Source organism: Pseudomonas bubulae, assembly GCF_900618535.1.
GTDB classification, from domain to species: domain Bacteria; phylum Pseudomonadota; class Gammaproteobacteria; order Pseudomonadales; family Pseudomonadaceae; genus Aquipseudomonas; species Aquipseudomonas bubulae.
Window position 1 is genome coordinate 1,450,718 of sequence record NZ_UYJA01000001.1, and the last position, 20,107, is coordinate 1,470,824.

The 20,107-nt window shown below is 52.3% G+C and carries 18 protein-coding genes and 1 tRNA gene; 8 read left to right on the forward strand and 11 right to left on the reverse strand.

Features of this window, described 5'->3' with window-relative positions:
- Positions 1–353: 353 nt before the first annotated feature.
- The 4 genes from PPTH39_RS06385 to PPTH39_RS06400 all read left to right on the forward strand — a co-directional run bounded on the left by PPTH39_RS06385 (position 354) and on the right by PPTH39_RS06400 (position 5,963).
- Entirely contained in the window at positions 354–2,192 is a 1,839-nt protein-coding gene (locus tag PPTH39_RS06385) for a hypothetical protein (RefSeq protein ID WP_046071428.1), read from the forward strand.
- Positions 2,193–2,296: 104 nt separating this feature from the next.
- Positions 2,297–3,385, forward strand: a complete 1,089-nt coding sequence (locus PPTH39_RS06390; RefSeq protein ID WP_198417397.1) for a J domain-containing protein — start codon at positions 2,297–2,299, stop codon at positions 3,383–3,385.
- Between the two features lie 424 nt (positions 3,386–3,809).
- Entirely contained in the window at positions 3,810–4,715 is a 906-nt protein-coding gene (locus PPTH39_RS06395; protein ID WP_130871777.1) for a replication initiation protein, read from the forward strand.
- 870 nt (positions 4,716–5,585) lie between these two features.
- Complete coding sequence (locus PPTH39_RS06400; RefSeq protein WP_046071426.1) at positions 5,586–5,963, forward strand: hypothetical protein; 378 nt, start codon at positions 5,586–5,588, stop codon at positions 5,961–5,963.
- 64 nt (positions 5,964–6,027) lie between these two features.
- On the opposite strand, the gene PPTH39_RS06405 is transcribed toward PPTH39_RS06400, so the two are convergent.
- From PPTH39_RS06405 to dapA, 6 genes are all read right to left on the reverse strand, one after another.
- A complete protein-coding gene (locus tag PPTH39_RS06405) occupies positions 6,028–7,434 on the reverse strand; it encodes a hypothetical protein (protein ID WP_130871778.1) in 1,407 nt (468 codons plus the stop codon).
- Positions 7,435–7,888: 454 nt separating this feature from the next.
- Positions 7,889–7,978, reverse strand: a tRNA-Ser gene (locus tag PPTH39_RS06410).
- A 91-nt stretch (positions 7,979–8,069) separates the two neighbouring features.
- On the reverse strand, positions 8,070–8,783 hold the full coding sequence (gene purC / locus PPTH39_RS06415; RefSeq protein ID WP_019410660.1) for a phosphoribosylaminoimidazolesuccinocarboxamide synthase: 714 nt from the start codon (positions 8,781–8,783) through the stop codon (positions 8,070–8,072).
- A 28-nt stretch (positions 8,784–8,811) separates the two neighbouring features.
- A complete protein-coding gene (locus tag PPTH39_RS06420) occupies positions 8,812–9,570 on the reverse strand; it encodes an MBL fold metallo-hydrolase (RefSeq protein ID WP_095002187.1) in 759 nt (252 codons plus the stop codon).
- Between the two features lie 4 nt (positions 9,571–9,574).
- Positions 9,575–10,690: an outer membrane protein assembly factor BamC gene (gene bamC / locus PPTH39_RS06425; RefSeq protein ID WP_095020284.1), complete on the reverse strand. Its 1,116-nt coding sequence runs from the start codon at positions 10,688–10,690 to the stop codon at positions 9,575–9,577.
- A 17-nt stretch (positions 10,691–10,707) separates the two neighbouring features.
- Entirely contained in the window at positions 10,708–11,586 is an 879-nt protein-coding gene (dapA, locus tag PPTH39_RS06430) for a 4-hydroxy-tetrahydrodipicolinate synthase (RefSeq protein ID WP_095002189.1), read from the reverse strand.
- Positions 11,587–11,913: 327 nt separating this feature from the next.
- Here dapA and PPTH39_RS06435 point away from each other — a divergent pair, with 327 nt between their 5' ends.
- On the forward strand, positions 11,914–12,474 hold the full coding sequence (locus PPTH39_RS06435; RefSeq protein ID WP_130871779.1) for a glycine cleavage system transcriptional repressor: 561 nt from the start codon (positions 11,914–11,916) through the stop codon (positions 12,472–12,474).
- A gap of 13 nt (positions 12,475–12,487) precedes the next feature.
- A complete protein-coding gene (locus tag PPTH39_RS06440; RefSeq protein ID WP_095002190.1) occupies positions 12,488–12,961 on the forward strand; it encodes a peroxiredoxin in 474 nt (157 codons plus the stop codon).
- Positions 12,962–13,070: 109 nt separating this feature from the next.
- Here the strand turns inward: PPTH39_RS06440 and queF are convergent, their stop codons facing one another.
- Complete coding sequence (gene queF / locus PPTH39_RS06445; protein WP_095019361.1) at positions 13,071–13,901, reverse strand: NADPH-dependent 7-cyano-7-deazaguanine reductase QueF; 831 nt, start codon at positions 13,899–13,901, stop codon at positions 13,071–13,073.
- Positions 13,902–13,982: 81 nt separating this feature from the next.
- Positions 13,983–14,519, reverse strand: a complete 537-nt coding sequence (gene copI, locus PPTH39_RS06450; protein ID WP_095019362.1) for a copper-resistant cuproprotein CopI — start codon at positions 14,517–14,519, stop codon at positions 13,983–13,985.
- 155 nt (positions 14,520–14,674) lie between these two features.
- Between copI and PPTH39_RS06455 the strand changes: the two genes are divergently transcribed.
- A complete protein-coding gene (locus PPTH39_RS06455) occupies positions 14,675–15,355 on the forward strand; it encodes a heavy metal response regulator transcription factor (protein ID WP_095002193.1) in 681 nt (226 codons plus the stop codon).
- Positions 15,355–16,746 (forward strand): heavy metal sensor histidine kinase, encoded by a 1,392-nt coding sequence (locus PPTH39_RS06460; protein WP_130871780.1) that lies wholly within the window; start codon positions 15,355–15,357, stop codon positions 16,744–16,746. Before PPTH39_RS06455 ends, PPTH39_RS06460 begins: the two co-directional genes overlap by 1 nt.
- 88 nt (positions 16,747–16,834) lie before the next feature.
- On the opposite strand, the gene PPTH39_RS06465 is transcribed toward PPTH39_RS06460, so the two are convergent.
- From PPTH39_RS06465 to PPTH39_RS06475, 3 genes are all read right to left on the reverse strand, one after another.
- Entirely contained in the window at positions 16,835–18,079 is a 1,245-nt protein-coding gene (locus PPTH39_RS06465) for a lipoprotein-releasing ABC transporter permease subunit (RefSeq protein ID WP_095002195.1), read from the reverse strand.
- A gap of 63 nt (positions 18,080–18,142) precedes the next feature.
- Positions 18,143–18,826: a lipoprotein-releasing ABC transporter ATP-binding protein LolD gene (lolD, locus tag PPTH39_RS06470; protein ID WP_165446489.1), complete on the reverse strand. Its 684-nt coding sequence runs from the start codon at positions 18,824–18,826 to the stop codon at positions 18,143–18,145.
- 7 nt (positions 18,827–18,833) lie between these two features.
- Positions 18,834–20,084 (reverse strand): lipoprotein-releasing ABC transporter permease subunit, encoded by a 1,251-nt coding sequence (locus PPTH39_RS06475; RefSeq protein ID WP_095002197.1) that lies wholly within the window; start codon positions 20,082–20,084, stop codon positions 18,834–18,836.
- Positions 20,085–20,107 lie beyond the last annotated feature (23 nt).

The following is a 20,107-nucleotide window of genomic DNA, read 5'->3' on the forward strand; positions in this document are numbered from 1 at the left end:
CACTCCCCCCGCATACGCCTCATGTATACGCACGCACCCACACACGTCTTTAGTTATCAATATATAGATAACATGTAGACTAGATAGCCATAATAAAGATTACTACACCACACGCACATACCCAACCAACCCCCCATACAAATCTACCCACACCATCATGCTTGATATACATTTTTTATGTGGTTCAATATATGTATATGGTTCAAGTTCTCAAAGAAGCCCTTTAAAGCATACCTGCTATGTTAACCATCCCACTTTTGCTACGCAAAAGATGTGACGGTTAACGCAGGTTCCTAGTCGGCAGGACAGAAGCAAAAGCCAAGAGCAAAAACAAACCCACCACTGAGGATAAAATGAATGACACCAATTTGCAGACAATCACACTGACCAAAAGAGACAGAAACTATTCCAACCTTAAGGGGCTGGACAGTTCGCTGAAACACTCGCTTAGACTGGACCAAAACGAGTATGACGACTTCGAATTCAACCCTAATCCAGACCACCCAAATATCGCCATTGTAGGTGGCGTTGAACAGGTATTAACAAGGGAACTGGCAGAGCAATTACTGGCCGACTTCAACGACCAACTACAAACCAAACTCAAAGCAACAGAAGCGACTGACGAGATAGCAGCAGAAAAAGAAAAGCTCCGAAAACTAAAATCGAAGCTGGTGAAATTCATCAACGCAACCGAACCCACCCAAATAAAAGAATACGTCACATCGGTTATGGAGGGAGAAAGGCCATTGGTAGTCGGAGACTACGCCGCCCTACTCAATCAGCACAAAATCAGCCGTGTAGCTCAGCGTATCGACCTTCTAGAGAACTACACCACCAAGAAGCGAGAGATCGAGCAAAACGCACCAAATCGAGCCGTATCAAGGACGGTCAACAGGGTTAAAGAAATCATCCTTGTGATACCTGAACCCAATAAATTGGCTATCACAAAGGGATACACAGATCTTTTGCAGAAAGCCATGCACCAGTTTTATCAAAAAAACTTCCCTAACAACAAGATGCTTTTCTCATTCAGTCATCTGGACGAAACAACAAACCACGTTCATGCGTTTCTTGACCTTCAAAATGAGAAGACGGGGAAGTATGATTTTTCAGCTCAAGAATTTGAATTCGCATCACAATACTACGCTAGAAATAAAGCTCACCTCGACAAAATATCCGAGCCGCCAACATTGGAAGACTTCAAACTTCCCAACCGTAGCGAAGAAAAGCAAAACCATAGGTTTATCCGAGAACGCGAGTCATGGAAGTCAAAAGTAATGCAGGCGGCCTTTTATGAACACTTTAACAGATTAGCCGCTGCATATGGTTTACAAGCCAAATTCCTACCTAAAACCAAGGAAAAACAGGAATTCCTAAGCAAGATTGAGCAGGAGGCCAAGAAACCCAAGAGCGAGCGAAGCCATAACTATTACACCAGACAAGTAGAAAAACTTGAGCAGGAACTTACACAGAAGAAAGAAGAGCTGACCGAGCAAAAGACCACTATCGTCACGCTTAACACCACGATAAGCAACCTTCAAAATACTGTTTCAACATACCAGAATACAATCCAAAATTTAGAGATGCACGCCACGGAGCAGCAGAAAGAAAATGCGAAGCTCGACCACGATAGGCAAATACTGTCCGAGGACATAACCAAGAAGACAAACAAAACCGAAGAGCTTAGGGTAAACTTCAAAACCGCCAAAGAAAAAATGACCAAGGAACTACGCGAGCTAAGGAAGAAAATAGAAGAGGATACCGAAAGAAAATCAGTGTTAGAAAGAGCAATTAAGGTCTACGAGATAGAGCTAGAACCATTAATCAAGAAATTTGACATTTTGGTTGATAGAATACTTGAAGCCAAGAGGCTCGATAAAAACCCAGACCAATACTACCAAAGACTAAAAGAAAACACTTATAAAATGGCAAGCCGCTTGGGTTCCGAGAAGCGAAAGGATTACCTATTTAACGTCGGAGAACAACTAAAAGAGCAAGGATTAGACCATGCTAAAGTGGATCTAGGATTGACAGAAAAAGTAAAACTTTGGGCATCCGACACCTTCACAAACAAACAAGTGGTTGAATTTGACAAAGAGGAAGCCCAGCAGGCGAAAGAAGCCAGAAGGCGAAGATTGCTAAAACTCAAGCCACCAAGCCCATTCCAAGACCCTTACGACCCATATCAATAGCCGCAATATAGCGGCTTTATAGCCTCTATCCCCTTCAACGCCATTCTTGGATTGATGGCATCTCAATGGTAGAATTGCCAGCATTGAACGCAACGGATATGCCAATGAAAATCCGCACCCATTACGATAACTTAAAAGTTTCACGGGACGCCCCTCCAGAGGTTATACGTGCAGCTTACAAGTCGTTAACACAGAAATACCACCCTGATCGTAACCCCGATCCGCAAGCAGCTAAAATTATGCTGCATCTCAATGAAGCATATGAGGTTCTCTCTGATCCAGAAAAACGAGACAACCATGATAAATGGATAAGATTTGAAGAATGGAAAGCTGCTCATAGAGTTGATCCAAAAAAAGAACAGCCACAGCCACAGCCACAGCCACAGCCACAGCCACAGCCACAGCCACAAGCATCGGCCTCTTCAGATAAATGGCGGGAAAAAAAGCCGGTAGAACCCACCAGTTCTAAAAAACAACCGTTTCAATGGTCAAGGACAATACTACCTTTATTGATACTTCTAGGCTGGGGGTACACGCTTACTCCAACAGATATGAAAAATAAGATTGCCGGATACTGGGATCACTTTTTAGATTATAACAATTCTAAAACAACAACAGAAAATAGTGAAACTACGAAAACATCGCCATTTCAGCAAGCATATAATTTAACACCGGAAGAAAGTAAAAAGCTTTTAACACAAACTTATATCAAACCAACGGACACTACAGGCACTCAAGCACCGACTGTTAAAGCTCCTACAAAGCCAACAGTTCCTACCATGTGCTCTCCTGAAATGACAAAAGCCCCTAATGGACAGGCTTGGCCCGCTCGTGCTGCCTATGTAGGACCGATTACTAGAGCCAATGGTTATTCGACTATTACGATTGACAATGGTAAGGGCAACTCAAACATTTACATTAAGCTTGCTCGCCCTACTGATGGAAAATCTTCTGGAATCCGAGAGGCGTACATTCCAGCAGGGGGCACATTCAAAATGAATAAAATTGAACCGGGCAACTATGTAATTAAATACAAAGACATTAAGAATGGGTGCAACTCAAAGTCAGACCCCTTTGACGTTGAGCAAATCCAAACAGCTCAAGGCATTCAATATAGCGATATATCCCTGACAATCTACACAATGCTCAACGGAAATATGGACTTCGAGAGGCTACCAGAAAATGCGTTTTGAGTTCTCAAATACCAGTTTAAGAAATGCTATTATATTCACTCTAACGATTTTTATCTTGACAATTTCCTACAACCTATTCATAACTCCGAGAAATTTTGAGGATTGTGTTTTATATAACGCAAAAAATGGAGGCAGCAAATTTCACGCCCAAATAGCCTACAACATGTGCAAAAGAAAATTCCTCAAAGAATAAAATAGAAAAGCCCGCAAGCAAGCGGGCTTTTTTACCAACCAAGTTTGACAAACCTTGAAAGTGTGGCAACTTGAAGGAAGCAGAAAAAGAAAACCACCCTGCAAGGTGGCTACGATACTACAATAAAATTTAAAAAAAATTAATCAACACAACCATTTAATCATTATAAAAATTATTGTCAAGTCATCTCCCAAGGTTTTCTTTTTCTAAACAACTTAGAAGAGGATAACAATGGGATGCGTAAAACTATTTGAGGACTACTTACCAAAGAGACCTTATCATACTGACGATTTACTCAGCGGCTTAAAAATTAACAAAAAAGAAAAAGCGAAACTTGCAAGGCTTGTGCAACCTAACGGCCCTACGCATAGATATTGGATGGTTTTTGACTTGGATAGGTCTGACGCCGGTATTCACTGGGATCACGTAGGGGCACCAGCTCCGAACCTAATAGCTCGAAATCCGGCCAATGGGCACGCTCATTTACTCTACCTGCTACAAACCCCTGTCCGAACTGCTATGGACGGCAAAACCGCCCCTTTACGCTATGCGGCAGCCGTTGAGGCGGGCTTGCGTAGTCGGTTAGGAGCAGACAGAGGCTATTCCGGGTTGATCTGCAAGAACCCGATCAATTCTCACTGGATCGTCCACGAATGGCAGGCCGATCCATACACCTTGGACGACTTAGCTGACTACGTTGATTTAACGCCTGAAAAGGCCAAACAGAACGCCGTCGAGGAATACGGTTTGGGTCGCAACTGTATGCTTTTTGATCAATTAAGAGCGTGGGCATACAAGGCGATCCGCCAAGGCTGGCCCGACTACAACCAATGGCTAAACGCTTGTCTAGACCGTGCCACAGGCTACAACGTTAATTTTACTACGCCGTTGGACATTTCCGAAGTAAAGCACACGGCCAAAAGCGTAGCCAAGTGGACGCATAGAAACTTCAACCGTGGCACCTTTGACGAATATGTCGCCAGAACCCACACAAGCGAGATACAAGCCATAAGAGGACGCAAAGGCGGATTAGTTGGTAAGGGTGGAAGACCTGCAATAATCACAGGTAACGGAAACCCGTGGGATGAGCTTGGCATTAGTCGTGCAACTTGGTACAGATTGCAAAATCGAAAATAACATTATAGTGGTGAGACAAAATAGCCTATATCAGATAATAGCACCCGGAGAGGGTGTTTCTTCTTTCCACCCCATCCCCCCTTCCCTCCCATCCGAACCACATACCTACACCTAAGACCTATAAGACGATAGCCATTGAACACACGCAAATGGTCAAAATCGGCTCGAATTTACTCGATTGATACGAAGACACCACAAAGTTAAACGCCCCATTTAAAATAAGTGATTGCGTGCTCAACCCTATCCCACAGCTTACTATGCTTCGGAGATATATCTCTCAAGCTATATGTATGTATACATACATATCCACTTTCTTTCCTGATGAAAATTTCACACTTTTATCATTCATCAAATTCGGTGAATGATATCCATTGAGCGAAGCAACCCATATACCCCGAAAGCGTCGAGGACCAGTAAGAAAAAACGGGCCTTTTTGAAAATACAATTTCTTTAAAAACAAGCTCAAAAAAATTTACAAATTTATACCATATTTTTAATATGTCGAATTTTTCGACCGTCGAATTATGGCTTGCAAACAGAAAAATACATTGTCAATAGCAAAATTAAAATAAATATAAGGTTCAACCTTAATAGTTAAATAGGGGTCAACCTTAAGTAAATCACTTAGTTTATATTTGCCACAAAGCAGAGCAAAAAACGACAGTGAAAAAACTCAAAAATCGCCCTCACATGAATTTCACAAAAAAACGCAGGGTATTGGTCACGTTCAAAATTGAAAATAATGAGAATATCCAACTTCCTACAAATCATATCCCCGAAGCAATGTTATAGGTTCGGAGATATAACCTTGAAGCATTGACTTATACAAAACCTATGGTAATTGTATAAGAACAATAGAGGATTTCTAACATGAATAAGGCGGAGTATGCAGGAAAAATAGGCGGTCTAGTTGGCGGTTTCAAAAGAAGAGAGCGTCAAAAATTTTTAGTTATTTTTATAAAATTGGTAGAAATGGAGGAATTTCCCGATTTAAGATTGACCTCAAGCCTCGCCAAGAAACTGATAGCAGGGTTTTCTGGCTGCAAATCAATTTCCAACGATGTATTAGTGCGAGAGTTCGGCAGACCCGACAATAAAGTAAAACAACAAAACCTTAACAATATTACCCTTACACTAATTGAGCGATACAGGGCGACTTACAAAGAGCATTGGGAAGCAGCAAAAACAAAAATAGATACAGACGCAGACGAATACAAAAAATGCATAATGGAAAAAATGAAGCCATAATAAAATATCATTCCTACGCCGTAGGAATTACCTAACTTATATATTCCACACATGCTTAGAGTGATTAAGCTCCGCCGACAGAGCCTGACCTAGCGTCTAAATCTTTGAGCTGGGCAATCATATTCAACGGTCTTTGAAAATCGTAAAGAATTCGGGTAACTACCCCATAACCCAACACTCCGGTACCAGTGCCGTTTTTATAACCAACCACCCGGCCTTTATATGACCACATTGCATTCAAGCTATCCAAATGCTTTCTACTTTCTTTCTTTTCTAGAAAAAACAGATAATCACCGTATTTTTCATTCACATTTTCAATAAAACCCACAACATCGAGACACATCACAACCACAACCTTATCTTTCATTATGTCGTCGAGCAATGGTGTCGGTAAATCCAAATAAGGTAGAGGCGGTGCCAGTGGGTCCTTCAAAAAATCAAGTATGTTAAAGACTGGAGACTTACACTCCATCACCCCCATCCAGCCGTTAAACCCTAAAATAGCCGAGCGTTGGTCCGAGTACACTCCCAAATACAGGCATTCATCTATAACATCAATTGCCCACGTTTTCTTTTCGGAAAGTGACTCATAAAGAGAAACAATTTCCGTTGAAAAAAAATCCGAGGCGATACTTGTTGTTGGTGTGACCACATTTTGTCCCGTGCTGTAATCCACCCCTATCCCGTTATTTAATACATCTACAATACTACGGCTTAGCTCTAACTGCTTTCTTATCCTACCAAACTGCTGCCTATCTTTCTCATTTAAGCCGGCAACAAACTCATCAACCTGAGAAAGATTTTCGGGAGAGGTATACCTCCTTACATCTTCGCATATTTTACTGTTCTTATGACCGGTCTTTACTTCAACCAAAGCAGTCCCTTTAAACGGATTGAATACAAGAGCATCACCAGAATGCATAAACGTAGTAATATCGGCATTTATAGCAATATTAAATCTATCAGCGTTAGCTTTTTCTAAAAAGCCAGAACCATCTTCAATATTTTTCTTGGATAGATTATCAATATTAGACGGAGTAAAGAACCTCCTTATAGTAGAGTGTTCCCCTCGCATAAACGACCAAACTATCGCATCATAAAAACGCCTTAATATCCTAATACGCACAGACTTATCCTTTATTTGCCTGATACATATTTTCTTATTTTCGAAATCTTTATCAATGTGAAATTTTATTTTCCTCTTCTCAATCTCTTCAATATCACAAAGACAGACATAAACATTCGAAGAAATCAACTTTTCAGCCTTTTTCCATTCAGCATGTATATTCGCCACAAACTTCATCTTGCTGTCTTCGATGTTTGTTTTATCGGAGCTATGTGTGACGTTAGTCCCCCTAATTAGGTGTAACAGCTCTGTCAAGAGACTTGAAAAATCCTCATCCAAATGTTGAGAAACTTTACCGAATGGTTTTACCCACTCATCAAAATCCACTACATATTCCTTGTCCATTCATTTCTCCAACTTTCAAGTCGTTTAAACGTCTACTGTATAACCTTGAGGAATAGAAAAGTCGTATCAGATGATACGGCCCATACGCCAGTGCAGCTTTGGCACGTCTGCCCACTGACAGAGATACCATATCCGAAATAGATCTGCTTTTCGGCCCCCAAAGGCACGGGTACAAGTCCCCGCACCTTCAGCGACCTCGATCCAGAACCAAGCAGGATAACGGCTCAGAGCCTCACTAGAGGCACCAGAACATCAGCAGATAGGCATAGGTAGCCACGGAGGCCAAAGAAGCTCAGAACGAGCAGCAGAAAGGTCAAACGGCAGGCGAAAAAAAATGGCGATCTGTAGGTCAGCTTGCAATCAAAATTCGCTACAAATTTTGCTACAAATCACTGCTACAAATCGCCATTTTCGAATCCTTCTAAATCATTGATTTATAAGGACTTTTTAATAATGGCGGAGAGATAGGGATTCGAACCCTAGGTACTGTCGCCAGTACAACGGATTTCGAATCCGTCCCATTCGGCCACTCTGGCATCTCTCCAACGGCGCGAATAATAGCGCGGTTTTTGATTATGGCAAAGCCTTTTTTCAAAAAAACCGCGCTGTATCAGTTGCTTGCGCGCCTTTACTGCTTAAAGCGGGACGCCGAGGCGGTTTGCAACTTCTTCGTAGGCTTCGATTACGTCGCCCAGACCCTGACGGAAGCGGTCCTTGTCCATTTTCTTGCCGGTAGCCTTGTCCCACAGACGGCAGCCGTCCGGGCTGAATTCGTCACCCAGGACGATGGAACCGTCGTGGAATACGCCGAACTCAAGTTTGAAGTCGACCAGCAGCAAGCCAGCGTCATCGAACAGCTTGTTCAGTACGTCGTTGACCTTGAGCGACAGTTCTTTCATGCGAACCAGTTGCTCGGCCGTGCCCCAACCGAAAGCCACGACGTGGGATTCGTTGATGAACGGGTCGCCCTTGGCGTCGTCCTTGAGGAACAGTTCGAAGGTGTACGGGTTGAGCTTCATGCCCTCTTCCACACCCAGGCGCTTGACCAGGCTGCCCGCTGCGTAGTTACGCACAACGCACTCGACCGGGATCATGTCGAGTTTCTTCACCAGGCACTCGTTGTCACCCAGCAGTTTGTCGAATTGGGTCGGCACGCCGGCTTCTTCAAGTTTCTGCATGATGAAGGCGTTGAACTTGTTGTTCACCATGCCCTTGCGATCAAGTTGTTCGATACGCTTGCCGTCGAACGCCGAAGTGTCGTTGCGAAACAGCAGGATCAAGCGGTTTTCGTCGTCGGTCTTGTAAACCGATTTCGCTTTACCGCGATAGAGTTCTTCACGTTTTTCCATGATGGGCTCCGCATGCTAAGTAGGTGGGCTAGGCGATTGTGCGCCAGTCGAGCCCTGAATCTTGATCGGCCAGTTGCAGCCAGTCCGGGTCGCACCCAAGGGTGTCGACAAAACATTGCCGGGCCAGCTGCGGCAGGTTGTTCTTGCTGCTGAGGTGGGCCAGTACCAGGTGTTGCAGGTCTTGCCAGCCCAACTCGGCCACCAGGCTTGCGGCCTGGTGGTTGTTCAAATGTCCTTCCTGGCCCCCTACCCGGCGCTTGAGAAACGCAGGGTAGTGACCACGGGCAAGCAGGTCCCGACAGTGGTTGGCTTCAATCATCAGCGCATCCAGGTCGCGATAGCTGTCCAGCACGCCAGCACAATACGAACCCAGGTCGGTCAGCAAGCCGAATCGCCGCTTGCCGTCACTGAATACATACTGGGTGGGCTCCTGGGCATCATGGGCGACCAGGGTCACACTGATATTCAAGGCTCCGATTTGCAGCGTCTGACCACCCGCCACGTAACCGGCGGCCTCCAGAGGCTTGCGCATCCCGCGCTGGGTACCACGACTCATGTACACCGGCAAATTGTAGCGCCGCGACAGCAAACCCACGCCATGCACATGGTCGGCATGTTCGTGGGTGACCAGAATCGCGCTCAGCTGGTGAGCGCTGATGCCCAGCCTGGCGAGACGACGCTCGGTTTCTCGCAGCGAGAAACCGCAATCGACCAGTACATAGGTGCTGTCGCTGGCTATCAGCGTGCCATTCCCTTGGCTACCACTGCCGAGAACGGCAAAACGCATACAATCAGCCCAGGTTGTCTTGGATAACGCCCAGCACCTTGCGCGCCACTTCTGGCGAGGCAACGGTGTTGATGTTTTCTTCGACGGTCACTTGCACGTTTTCACCCACCTTGCTCAGGCGAACCTGATAGCGCTGGGCACGGGCTTCAACTTCTTCCTTGTCCGGCTTGCTGCCAAAGAGACCGGAGAAGAAACCAGGTTTCTCGTCCTTCTTCTCGGCTTTTTCGGCGAGGTTGATGTAGTACAGGCCCAACGTGCGGTTGATGTCTTCAACGCGCCATTCGCCCTGTTCAAGTGCACGACCTACGCTGGACCAGGCACGGTCGAGGTCTTCGGTCAGGGTCAGCACCGGGTTGCCGCTGCCGTCTTCGTTCAGGCTCACACGTGCAGGGGTGTCGAAATCACGGGCAGCCAGCAGCGAAACCGAACCGCCCTTCTCGGCGTTGCGGCTCATGCTGATCAGCATTTCATCAACCAGGGCTGCATCCAGACCGGTGTTGACCGAGCGGTTGCCAAAGTCGACGTTGGCACTGCTACCGGCCGGGCGGTTGGCACTGACCACGTAGATTTCGCTGGTATTGCGCTGCACACCCGGCTCGATGCGTACCCGCAGGCGGGTTTCGCTGTCGGAGGCCAGGCCGCTGCTGCCCACATGACGGGCGATCGGAGCGGAAAGCTCGTCAGCACGCTGCCAGCTCGTGGTGAACTCGCCGGTTTGCGGGCGCTGTTCGTCGATGCGGAAGCCATTGTCCTGGAAGAATTGCATCGCTACCGGCCAGACTTCTGACGGCGAACGCTGCGCCATGACCCAGCGGCTGTCGCCACTTTTCTGCAGGCTGAAATCGCTGGCACTGGCGGCTACAGCCAACGGCTGTGGACGCGGTACTTCAAACTCGCCCTTGACGTTGTCGTCGGGCACATTGCTGGGGATCGGCAACAGCGGTACAAGGCGCTTGTCAGTCTGGACACCCGGCGGCAACTGCATTGGAGCGGTTTGACGCGCCTCCAGGTAGTCGCTGCCACGGTCGCGGAAGTAACCCTCTTGACCCCACAGCCAACCGCAGCCGCTGGTGCTGGAAATAATCACGGCTAGTGCGGAAAGTCCGGCCAATCGCTTCATGCGTAGTGCTTCCTCAATTAAACCAAGACACCGGACTGGCGCATTGCCTGACGCAGTGGTTCGTGGCAAGGCTCGCTGAGCCAGGTGAGTGGCAGACGGATACCGTCCGACATCATGCCCATCTCATGCAGCGCCCATTTCACGGGGATAGGGTTGGATTCGATAAACAGGGTTTTATTGAGCGGCATCAGCTTTTCGTGCAGCGCGCGGGCAGTGTCGGCATCGCCACGCATCGCAGCAGCGCACAGGTCGCTCATGTCACGCGGAGCAACGTTGGCGGTTACCGAGATATTGCCCTTGCCGCCGAGCAGGATCAGCTCGACTGCGGTGGCGTCGTCGCCGGAGTACACCAGGAAGTCGCTGCTCACCCCTGCCAGAATGGCCGGTACGCGCGTCAGGTCGCCGGTGGCTTCCTTGATACCGATGATGTTCGGCACGGTGGAAAGACGAATGACGGTAGCCGGCAGCATGTCGCAGGCGGTACGGCCCGGAACGTTGTACAGGATCTGCGGGATATCGACCGCTTCGGCGATCGCCTTGAAGTGCTGGTACAGGCCTTCCTGGGTCGGCTTGTTGTAATACGGTGTCACCAGCAGACATGCATCGGCGCCAGCGGCCTTTGCATTGGTGGTGAGTTCGATCGCTTCACGCGTCGAGTTGGCGCCCGTGCCGGCAATCACCGGAATGCGCCCTGCAACCTGCTTGACGACATGACGAATCACTTCAATGTGTTCGTTCACATCCAGAGTTGCCGATTCACCTGTAGTGCCAACGGCAACAATGGCGTTGGTGCCCTCTTGCAGGTGAAAGTCCACCAGTTTGCTCAGAGCGTCCCAATCAAGACGACCTTGTGCATCCATAGGTGTGACCAGTGCCACCATACTGCCCGCAATCATGCAACCGCTCCTGCCGGAAAAAGAGAGCCGTAATGGTACTGGCGCCATGACCCTTGCACAAGCAACAGCGCGCCCGATGAGCATTCCCCTTCGCGTTGCTTTTCGCTACCCTTCAGCCTTTGATTGGTACTGATGTGTGCGCAAGTCTGTTTCACAGGCCCTCAGCAAGCGCCAAAAGCCCCGCCCAAACGCCACCGAGCACGTTTTGCAGAGCCTGCAAACCGCCTGGAACGCAGTATTGACGGGCTTCTGACGCTCAAGTGTTACCTGATACTCAACTTGCCTGCCATCGACCGTACTGACCGCTCATCGTTTTAGGAAGGTTGAATGTCCACCCCCACAGTTCGCGAACAATTCCTTGTCATCAGTGCCCTTGGCGCCAACCCAATGGAGCTGACTAACGTGCTGTGCCGCGCCAGCCATGAAAATCGCTGCGCTGTCGTGACCTCGCGCTTGACTCGCCACGGCGAATGCAGTGCCCTGGTCCTGGAAGTTACCGGTAGCTGGGACGCCCTGGCACGCCTTGAAGCTGGCTTGCCTGCGCTGGCCAAAAAGCACGCGTTCAGCGTCAATGTAGTACGCAGTGCGGCCCTTGAAACCCGCCCGCAGGCGCTGCCGTACGTGGCCTATGTCAGCTCGGCCTACCGCTCGGACATCATCAACGAGCTGTGCCAGTTCTTCATGGACCATAACGTCGAGCTGGAAAACCTGACGTGCGATACCTATAAGGCGCCACAAACCGGCGGCACCATGCTCAACGCCACCTTCACTGTGACCTTGCCGGCCGGCGTGCAAATCAGCTGGCTGCGTGATCAGTTCCTCGACTTCGCCGACGCGTTGAACCTGGACGCACTGATCGAACCTTGGCGCCCACAGAACCCGATGTGAGGAAACCGACTCAATGGCTGTTGCAATTGACCAACCCGTAGACGATTTCCAGATCCCGGCGACGAGTGAAAAAACCGTCAGCCTGTCGCAGCTCAAGGGCAAGCAGGTAGTGATCTACTTCTATCCCAAGGACAGCACGCCGGGCTGCACCACTGAGGGCCAGGGTTTTCGCGACCATTACGCCGAGTTCCAGGCGGCCAATACCGAAGTGTTTGGTGTGTCCCGCGACAGCCTCAAGTCCCATGAGAACTTCAAGGCCAAGCAGGGTTTTCCGTTTGAGTTGCTGAGCGACAAGGACGAAGCCCTGTGCCAGCTGTTTGACGTGATCAAGCTGAAAAAGCTGTACGGCAAGGAGTACCTTGGCGTGGATCGCAGCACCTTCCTGATCGACAAGGACGGCGTGTTGCGTCACCAATGGCGCGGCGTGAAAGTGCCAGGCCATGTCGAGGCGGTACTTGAGCAGGCCAAGGCGTTGAATAACGGCTAAGCAAAACTCTGTGGGAGCGGGCTTGCTCGCGATTCAGGCGACGCGGTTTGTCAGGCAAACCGCATAGACCTATCGCGAGCAAGCCCGCTCCCACATGAGTCACAGCGTATTACTGACGCACCAACCGCACATTCTGGAACTCGACCGCTTCGGTGCTGCGGTACGGGTTGATATCCAGCCCACCACGGCGCACATAGCGCGCATACACGGTCAATTTTTCGGGCTTGAGCAAACGCTGCAGGTCGAGAAAGATCCGCTCCACACACTGCTCATGAAAGTCCGAATGCTGGCGAAAGCTCACCAGGTACGCCAGCAAACTGGCGTGATCCAGCGCCGCCCCACGGTACTCGACCACCACCGTGCCCCAGTCCGGCTGACTGGTGACCGGGCAGTTGGATTTGAGCAAATGGCTGTAGACGCTTTCTTCAACCACCTGGGAATCGTCGCACTTGAGCAATTCAGGACGCGGCTGCGCGTAATCACTGACCGTGATATCCAGGTCATCAATGCACACACCCGGCAATACGGCTACGCCATCAGCCTGAACTTCATCCAGACTGCGTACGCGCACGCTGACAGGCTTGCCGGATGCGGCCGACAAATCTGCACGCAATGTAGCCTCAAGGCTCGGGGTATCGGCAAATACCGTCTGGTTCAGCGAGTTGAGATACAGCTTGAACGACTTGGACTCGACGATATTCGGCGAATCGGCGGCAAAGCAAAACTCGCCAATGGCCACCACCGGCTTGCCCGATGGCAACAACCAGGACAGCTCGAAGCAGGTCCAGAAATCCACGCCGACATAAGGCAGCGTTTCGGCGCTCAGCCCCAGCTCGGCCCATTTCGCCGCGCGCGGGATCGGGAACAGCAAGGACGGGGTATAAGTGCTGATGTATTCACTGGACTTGCCCAGCGGGGAATGTTCGGCGGCGGGATGCATGACAAAAACCTGGCTAGAAAAACCCGGTAATTCTATCGGGTTTAAGCCAGGCTTTCAGCGTTCACCGACAATCAGGACGTTTTAAGGCGCAACTTTCACCTTGCCGACCATGCCAGCCTGATAGTGACCCGGCACATTACAGGCAAATTCCAGGTTGTCGGCGCGGGTGAAGGTCCAGGTCAACTCCGCGGTTTTACCTGGCTCGACCAGCACGCTGTTGGGGTCATCGTGCTTCATGCCCGGCATATTCATGGCGCCGTGGCCCATTGCCGAGTGATCCATGCCGTCATGCCCCATACCGGTCGGGGTAAGCATGCCGCTTTGCTGCATTTCGAGCATTTCTTTCTGATGTGCCGCGTGCATCGCGGCATTGCCCAGGTTGAACTCGTGCAATAACTGCCCTTTGTTGACCAGGACAAAACGCACCGTTTCACCGGCTTTCACATCCAGCGACTTTGGCGTGAAGGCAATATCAGTCATGTCGATTTCAACCGTGCGCGTGGCGCTGGCGGCAGGTGCGGGCTGACCAAAATCAAAATGCCCGGCAGGCGATGCCATTACCGGCAGGCTCAAGGCCAAAAAACAGCCAGCAAGCGACAAACGGATACGTGCGGTCATACTTACTCCCAGAAACAAAAATGTCAGGCTTGGCGCTACTTTAAAGTCTCGGCACTGGCATTCAACTGACTGCAAGATTACAACTTTGTCAGCTTGACCCTGCATAACCTGCACCAAGGTATAAGGCTGAGGTTAATTTTTATGATGAGTCGACCATGAAACTGCTGATAGTCGAAGACCAGGTCAAAACCGGACAGTACTTGCGCCAGGGCCTGAGCGAGGCCGGGTTCACCACCGAACTGGCGGCCGACGGTATTACCGGGCAACACCTGGCCCTGACCGGGGATTACTCGCTGCTGATTCTCGACGTCATGCTGCCCGGCCGTGATGGCTGGCAAATCCTGCAAGCGGTGCGTAGCGCCGGATTGAGCATGCCGGTGCTGTTTTTGACCGCACGGGATGCGGTCGCTGACCGCGTCCACGGCCTGGAGCTGGGGGCCGATGATTATCTGGTCAAGCCGTTCGCCTTTTCCGAGCTGCTGGCACGGGTTCGCAGCCTGTTGCGCCGCGGCAGCAACACTCCCCAGGAGACCAGCCTGCAACTGGCCGACCTGCGCCTGGATCTGATCCGCCGCCGTGTTGAGCGCAACGGCCAGCGCATCGACCTTACCGCCAAGGAATTCGCCCTGCTGGAGCTGCTGCTACGCCGTCAGGGAGAAGTGCTGCCCAAGTCCTTGATTGCTTCACAGGTATGGGACATGAACTTTGACAGCGACACCAACGTCATCGAAGTGGCGATTCGCCGCCTGCGCCTGAAAATCGACGACAACCATGAGCAGAAGCTGATCCACACCGTGCGTGGCATGGGTTATGTGCTTGAAGAGCGCAGCAGTTGATGCGCCGCCTGTCGTTGAGCAGCCGCCTGGCGCTGCTGTTTGCCGGTTGTACCGCCGTGGTATCGCTGTTTGCCGGGGTGCTGTTCGGGCGCGCCAGCGAGGTGCATTTTGTCGAGCTCGACCAGCAACTGATGGAAAGTCGCCTCGCCGTACTACGCAGTACGCTGCAAGGGGCTGACACCCTTGAACGCTTCACCCTGCGCCTGCCCGCCCTGATGCAGGATCTGGCCCACCAGCCGGACCTGGCGATACGGGTGCGCGGCCCGGACGGGCATCTATGGTTTGACAGCTCACCGCGCCTGCCACTGGAGCTTGAGACCCGCCCGGGCTTGGGCAGCCTGCAAATAAACGGCACCGATTACCGTGTTCTGGTACCGCAGACCGACAGCCCCGATGCGCCGCATCTGACCCTGTTGCTGGATATCACCCACCACCAGCACTTCCTGCAGCGCATGCAGAGATTGATCTGGATGACTGTAGGCCTGTCGGCACTGGCCACGGCGATTCTCGGTGCGTGGGCAGCCCGCAGCGGCTTGCGCCCTCTGCGCCGCATGAGCGCGATCGCAGCCAGCGTTTCGGCCGACTCGCTTAACGCCCGCCTGCCTCAGGAACAAATGCCCGCTGAACTGGCAGAGCTGGCCACGGCTTTTAACGCCATGCTTGCGCGACTGGACGATTCATTCCAGCGATTGTCGGCATTCTCCGCCGACATCGCACATGAACTGCGTACGCCATTGTCCAACCTGCTGACCCACACCCAGGTCACCCTGACCCGCCCCCGGGGCATTGAAGAGTACCGCGAGGCACTGCATAGCAACCTTGAAGAGCTGCAATGGATGGCGCAACTGGTCAACGACATGCTCTATTTGGCCAAGGCCGATCACGGCTTGCTTACGCCTCGGCGCGAAGCCCTGGATCTGGGTCAGGAAGTGGAGGCATTACTGGAGTTTTATGCGCTGCTGGCCGAAGACTCGCACATTGAACTGACCCGCGAAGGCAATGCACTTCTTGCAGGCGACCGCAGCATGCTGCGCCGCGCCCTTTCCAACCTGCTGGATAACGCCTTGCGCTATACGCCGGCGGGTGGCGCGATCAAAGTGCTGATTGAGGCTTTGCCGGGCACTGCGCGCATCAGCATCGAGAACACGGGCACGGGAATCCCTGCAGAACTGCTGCCACGCCTGTTTGACCGGTTTTACCGGGCAGATCCGGCACGCCGTGAAGGCAGCAGTGAGCATGCGGGGCTGGGGCTGGCGATCACCCAGTCGATCATTCGTGCCCATGGCGGGCAGATCTGCTGTGAGTCGAAAGAGGGGGTAACGCGGTTTGTCGTGGAGCTGCCAGCAAAGCTGCCCTCACCCCAGCCCTCTCCCGGAGGGAGAGGGCGCTGATTTGTGGCGCTGCGCAGAACTGCTTTTGCCTTTAGTCCCCTCTCCCTCCGGGAGAGGGTTAGGGTGAGGGGCTTTTGCTCTTCAACTATCAGGAATACCGCAACGCATGGGCCGGTTGAATCTTCGCTGCCCGATACGCCGGATACAGCGTAGCCAGAAAGCTCAGTACAAAGCCCGCACCGCAGATCAGCGCCACATCGCCGCCCTGCAGTTCGGATGGCAGGTTGCTGACAAAATACACGTCGGAACTGAAGATATGCTGCCCGGTCACCCGCTCCATCCAGCCCACCAGTTCACTGACATTCAACGCCGCAATCACCCCCAGCACGCCACCGATCAAGGTGCCGACAATACCGATCACCGTGCCCTGTACCATAAAGATGGCCATGATCTGCCGCGGCGTGGCACCGATGGTGCGCAAGATCGCAATGTCGGCGCCCTTGTCGTTCACCACCATGATCAGCGTGGCGATGATGTTGAACGCCGCCACGGCCACGATCATCAGCAACAACAGACCGATCATGGTTTTTTCCATTTTCATGGCGCTGAACAGGCTGCCCTGGGTGTGAGTCCAGTCGTCAGCCTTGTAACCATCCCCCAGGCCGGCCGCCACTTGCTGTGAAACCTGCGGTGCCGCGTACAGATCCTTGACCGCCAGGCGCACGCTTTGCACCTGGTTCGGCTCCCAGTGTTGAATGGCTGCAGCATCGGCCATATGGATCAGGCCCATGGTGCCATCCAGTTCAGCACCAACCTTGAAGATACCCACCACATTCAACCGCTGCAGGCGCGGAGTAATGCCACCAGGCGCGGTGCTGGCCTCGGGGACGATCAGGGTGATCTTGTCACCCACGCCCAGACGGAAGCGCCGCGCAACAATATCGCCCAGCACCACACCGTATTCGTCGGGTTTCAAGTCCTGGAGGCTGCCCTGCACGATGTGCTGGGTCACGATCGAGACCTTGCCTTCCTGCTCCGGATCGATGCCGCTGATCTGGATCGGCTGCATCGAGCCTTTATAGGACAGCATGCCGTCCAGCTCGGTGAACGGCACGGCTGCCGTGACCTCGGGGTTTTTCATCGCCGCGTCAGCCACCGGGCGCCAGTCATCGATGGGCTTGACGCCCACGATGGTCGCGTGGGGCACCATGCCGAGGATGCGGTTACTCATTTCACGCTGGAAGCCGTTCATCACCGACAACACCACGATCATCGCCAGCACGCCGAGAGCGAGGCCGATCATCGAGGTCATGGAAATAAACGAAACAAAACGATTGCGGCGCTTGGCGCGGGTATAGCGCGTGCCGATAAAAATCGATAACGGTCTGAACATTCGCGGGCACCGTATAAAATTTGAAGACCTGACGCCCGCTTGCAGGCGTCAGGTGCTGGCCGATCAGATCGTGGTCAGGCGACCTTCCTGAAGGTGCAACACGCGATCCATCTGGCGGGCCAGGTTCATGTCGTGGGTTACCACCAGGAACGCAGTGCGCATTGACGTGCTGAGCTCCAGCATCAGGTCCTGAATGCCCTGGGCCGTGTGCGAGTCGAGGTTGCCGGTGGGCTCATCGAGCATCACCAGCCCCGGCTTGTTGACCAGCGCCCGGGCAATCGCCACACGCTGGCGCTCGCCGCCCGACAGTTCGGCCGGCTTGTGCTCCAGGCGATGACCCAGCCCCACCCGGGTCAGTAGCGCCGTGGCCCGCTCACGCGCCTCGGGGATCGCCGTCTTGCCGATCAACAGCGGCATGCAGACGTTTTCCAGGGCGGTGAACTCGGGCAACAAGTGGTGAAATTGATACACGAAACCCAGCGAGCGGTTGCGCAACAGGCCACGGGCCTTTTCGCCCAGGGCCGATAGCTCTTCACCCGCCAGCCAGACACTGCCACTGGTCGGGGTATCAAGCCCGCCGAGCAGGTTGAGCAAGGTACTTTTGCCCGAACCCGAAGTCCCGACGATCGCCACCCGCTCACCAGGGTGCAACTCAAGCTGCAGCCCCGACAGCACCACCACGGATTCCGGGCCTTCCTCGTAGGACTTGCCCAGGTCGCGGCAACTCAACACTGCTTGTTCTTTCATGCCCAACTCACTCATAACGAAGCGCCTGCGCAGGCTGGGTGCGCGCAGCACGCCAGGCCGGGTACAAGGTCGCGAGGAAACTCAGAACCAATGCCGCACCGCACACCATCAACACGTCCTGTGCCTGCAACTGCGAGGGCAGGTAGTCGATGAAATACACGTCGGCATTGAGAAACTTGTGCCCGATCAGGCCTTCAAGGGCCGAGATCGCAGCGCTGACATTGAGCGCAGCAAGCATCCCGACCACCGCGCCGATGGCCGTCCCGACCACACCGATAACGGTGCCCTGCACCATAAAGGTGGCCATGATGGTGCCCGGCGTCGCCCCCAGGGTACGCAGGATGGCGATGTCGCCTTTCTTGTCATTGACCACCATCACCAGCGTGGAAATGATGTTGAACGCGGCCACGGCCACAATCAGCAGCAACAGCAGGCCAATCATGGCTTTTTCCATGCGGATGGCCTGGTACAGGTTGCCGTGGGTACGGGTCCAGTCACGGGCGTAATACTGGCTCTCGCCCAGCTGCTGGGCGATTTCCCAGGCAGTGCGCGGCGCTTCGAACAGGTCATCGAACTTCAGCCGCAGGCCCTGTACCTGGTCAGGTTTCCAGCGCTGCAAACGCGCCAGGTCCTGCAGGTTGGTGATGCCCAGGTAGCCGTCGATCTCACCGGCACCGACATGAAAAATGCCCTGCACGGTAAAACGCTTCATGCGCGGGAACATGCCGGCCGGTGTCACCGTGACTTCCGGCGCAACGAAGGTCAGCTTGTCGCCGACGCTCACACCCAGCTTTTTCGCGGCCTTGTCGCCAATGATGATGCCGAAGCTGCCCGGGGTCAGCGAGTCGAGCTGGCCCTGCTGCATGAACCGGTCAATGATCGAGACATTGCGTTCCTGCGCCGGGTCAATGGCATTGAGCAGGACTTTCTGCACGTTGCCATCATTGGTCAGCAAGCCCTGCATCTGGGTAAACGGCGCAACCGCCTCCACCTTGGGGTTCTGCTTGACCTTGGCCGCCAGGCTTTGCCAGTCACTGATCGGCTGGTCGCCGACGATGGTCGCGTGGGGCACCATGCCCAGCACGCGGGTGCGCATCTCATGATCGAAGCCGTTCATCACCGATAACACGACAATCATCACGACCACGCCAAGGGCGAGCCCGATCATCGAGGTCAGGGAAATAAACGACACAAAATGATTGCGACGCTTTGCACGGGTATAACGCGTGCCGATAAATAAAGAGAGAGGTCTGAACATGTCGGGGCTTGTTCGAGGGAAAA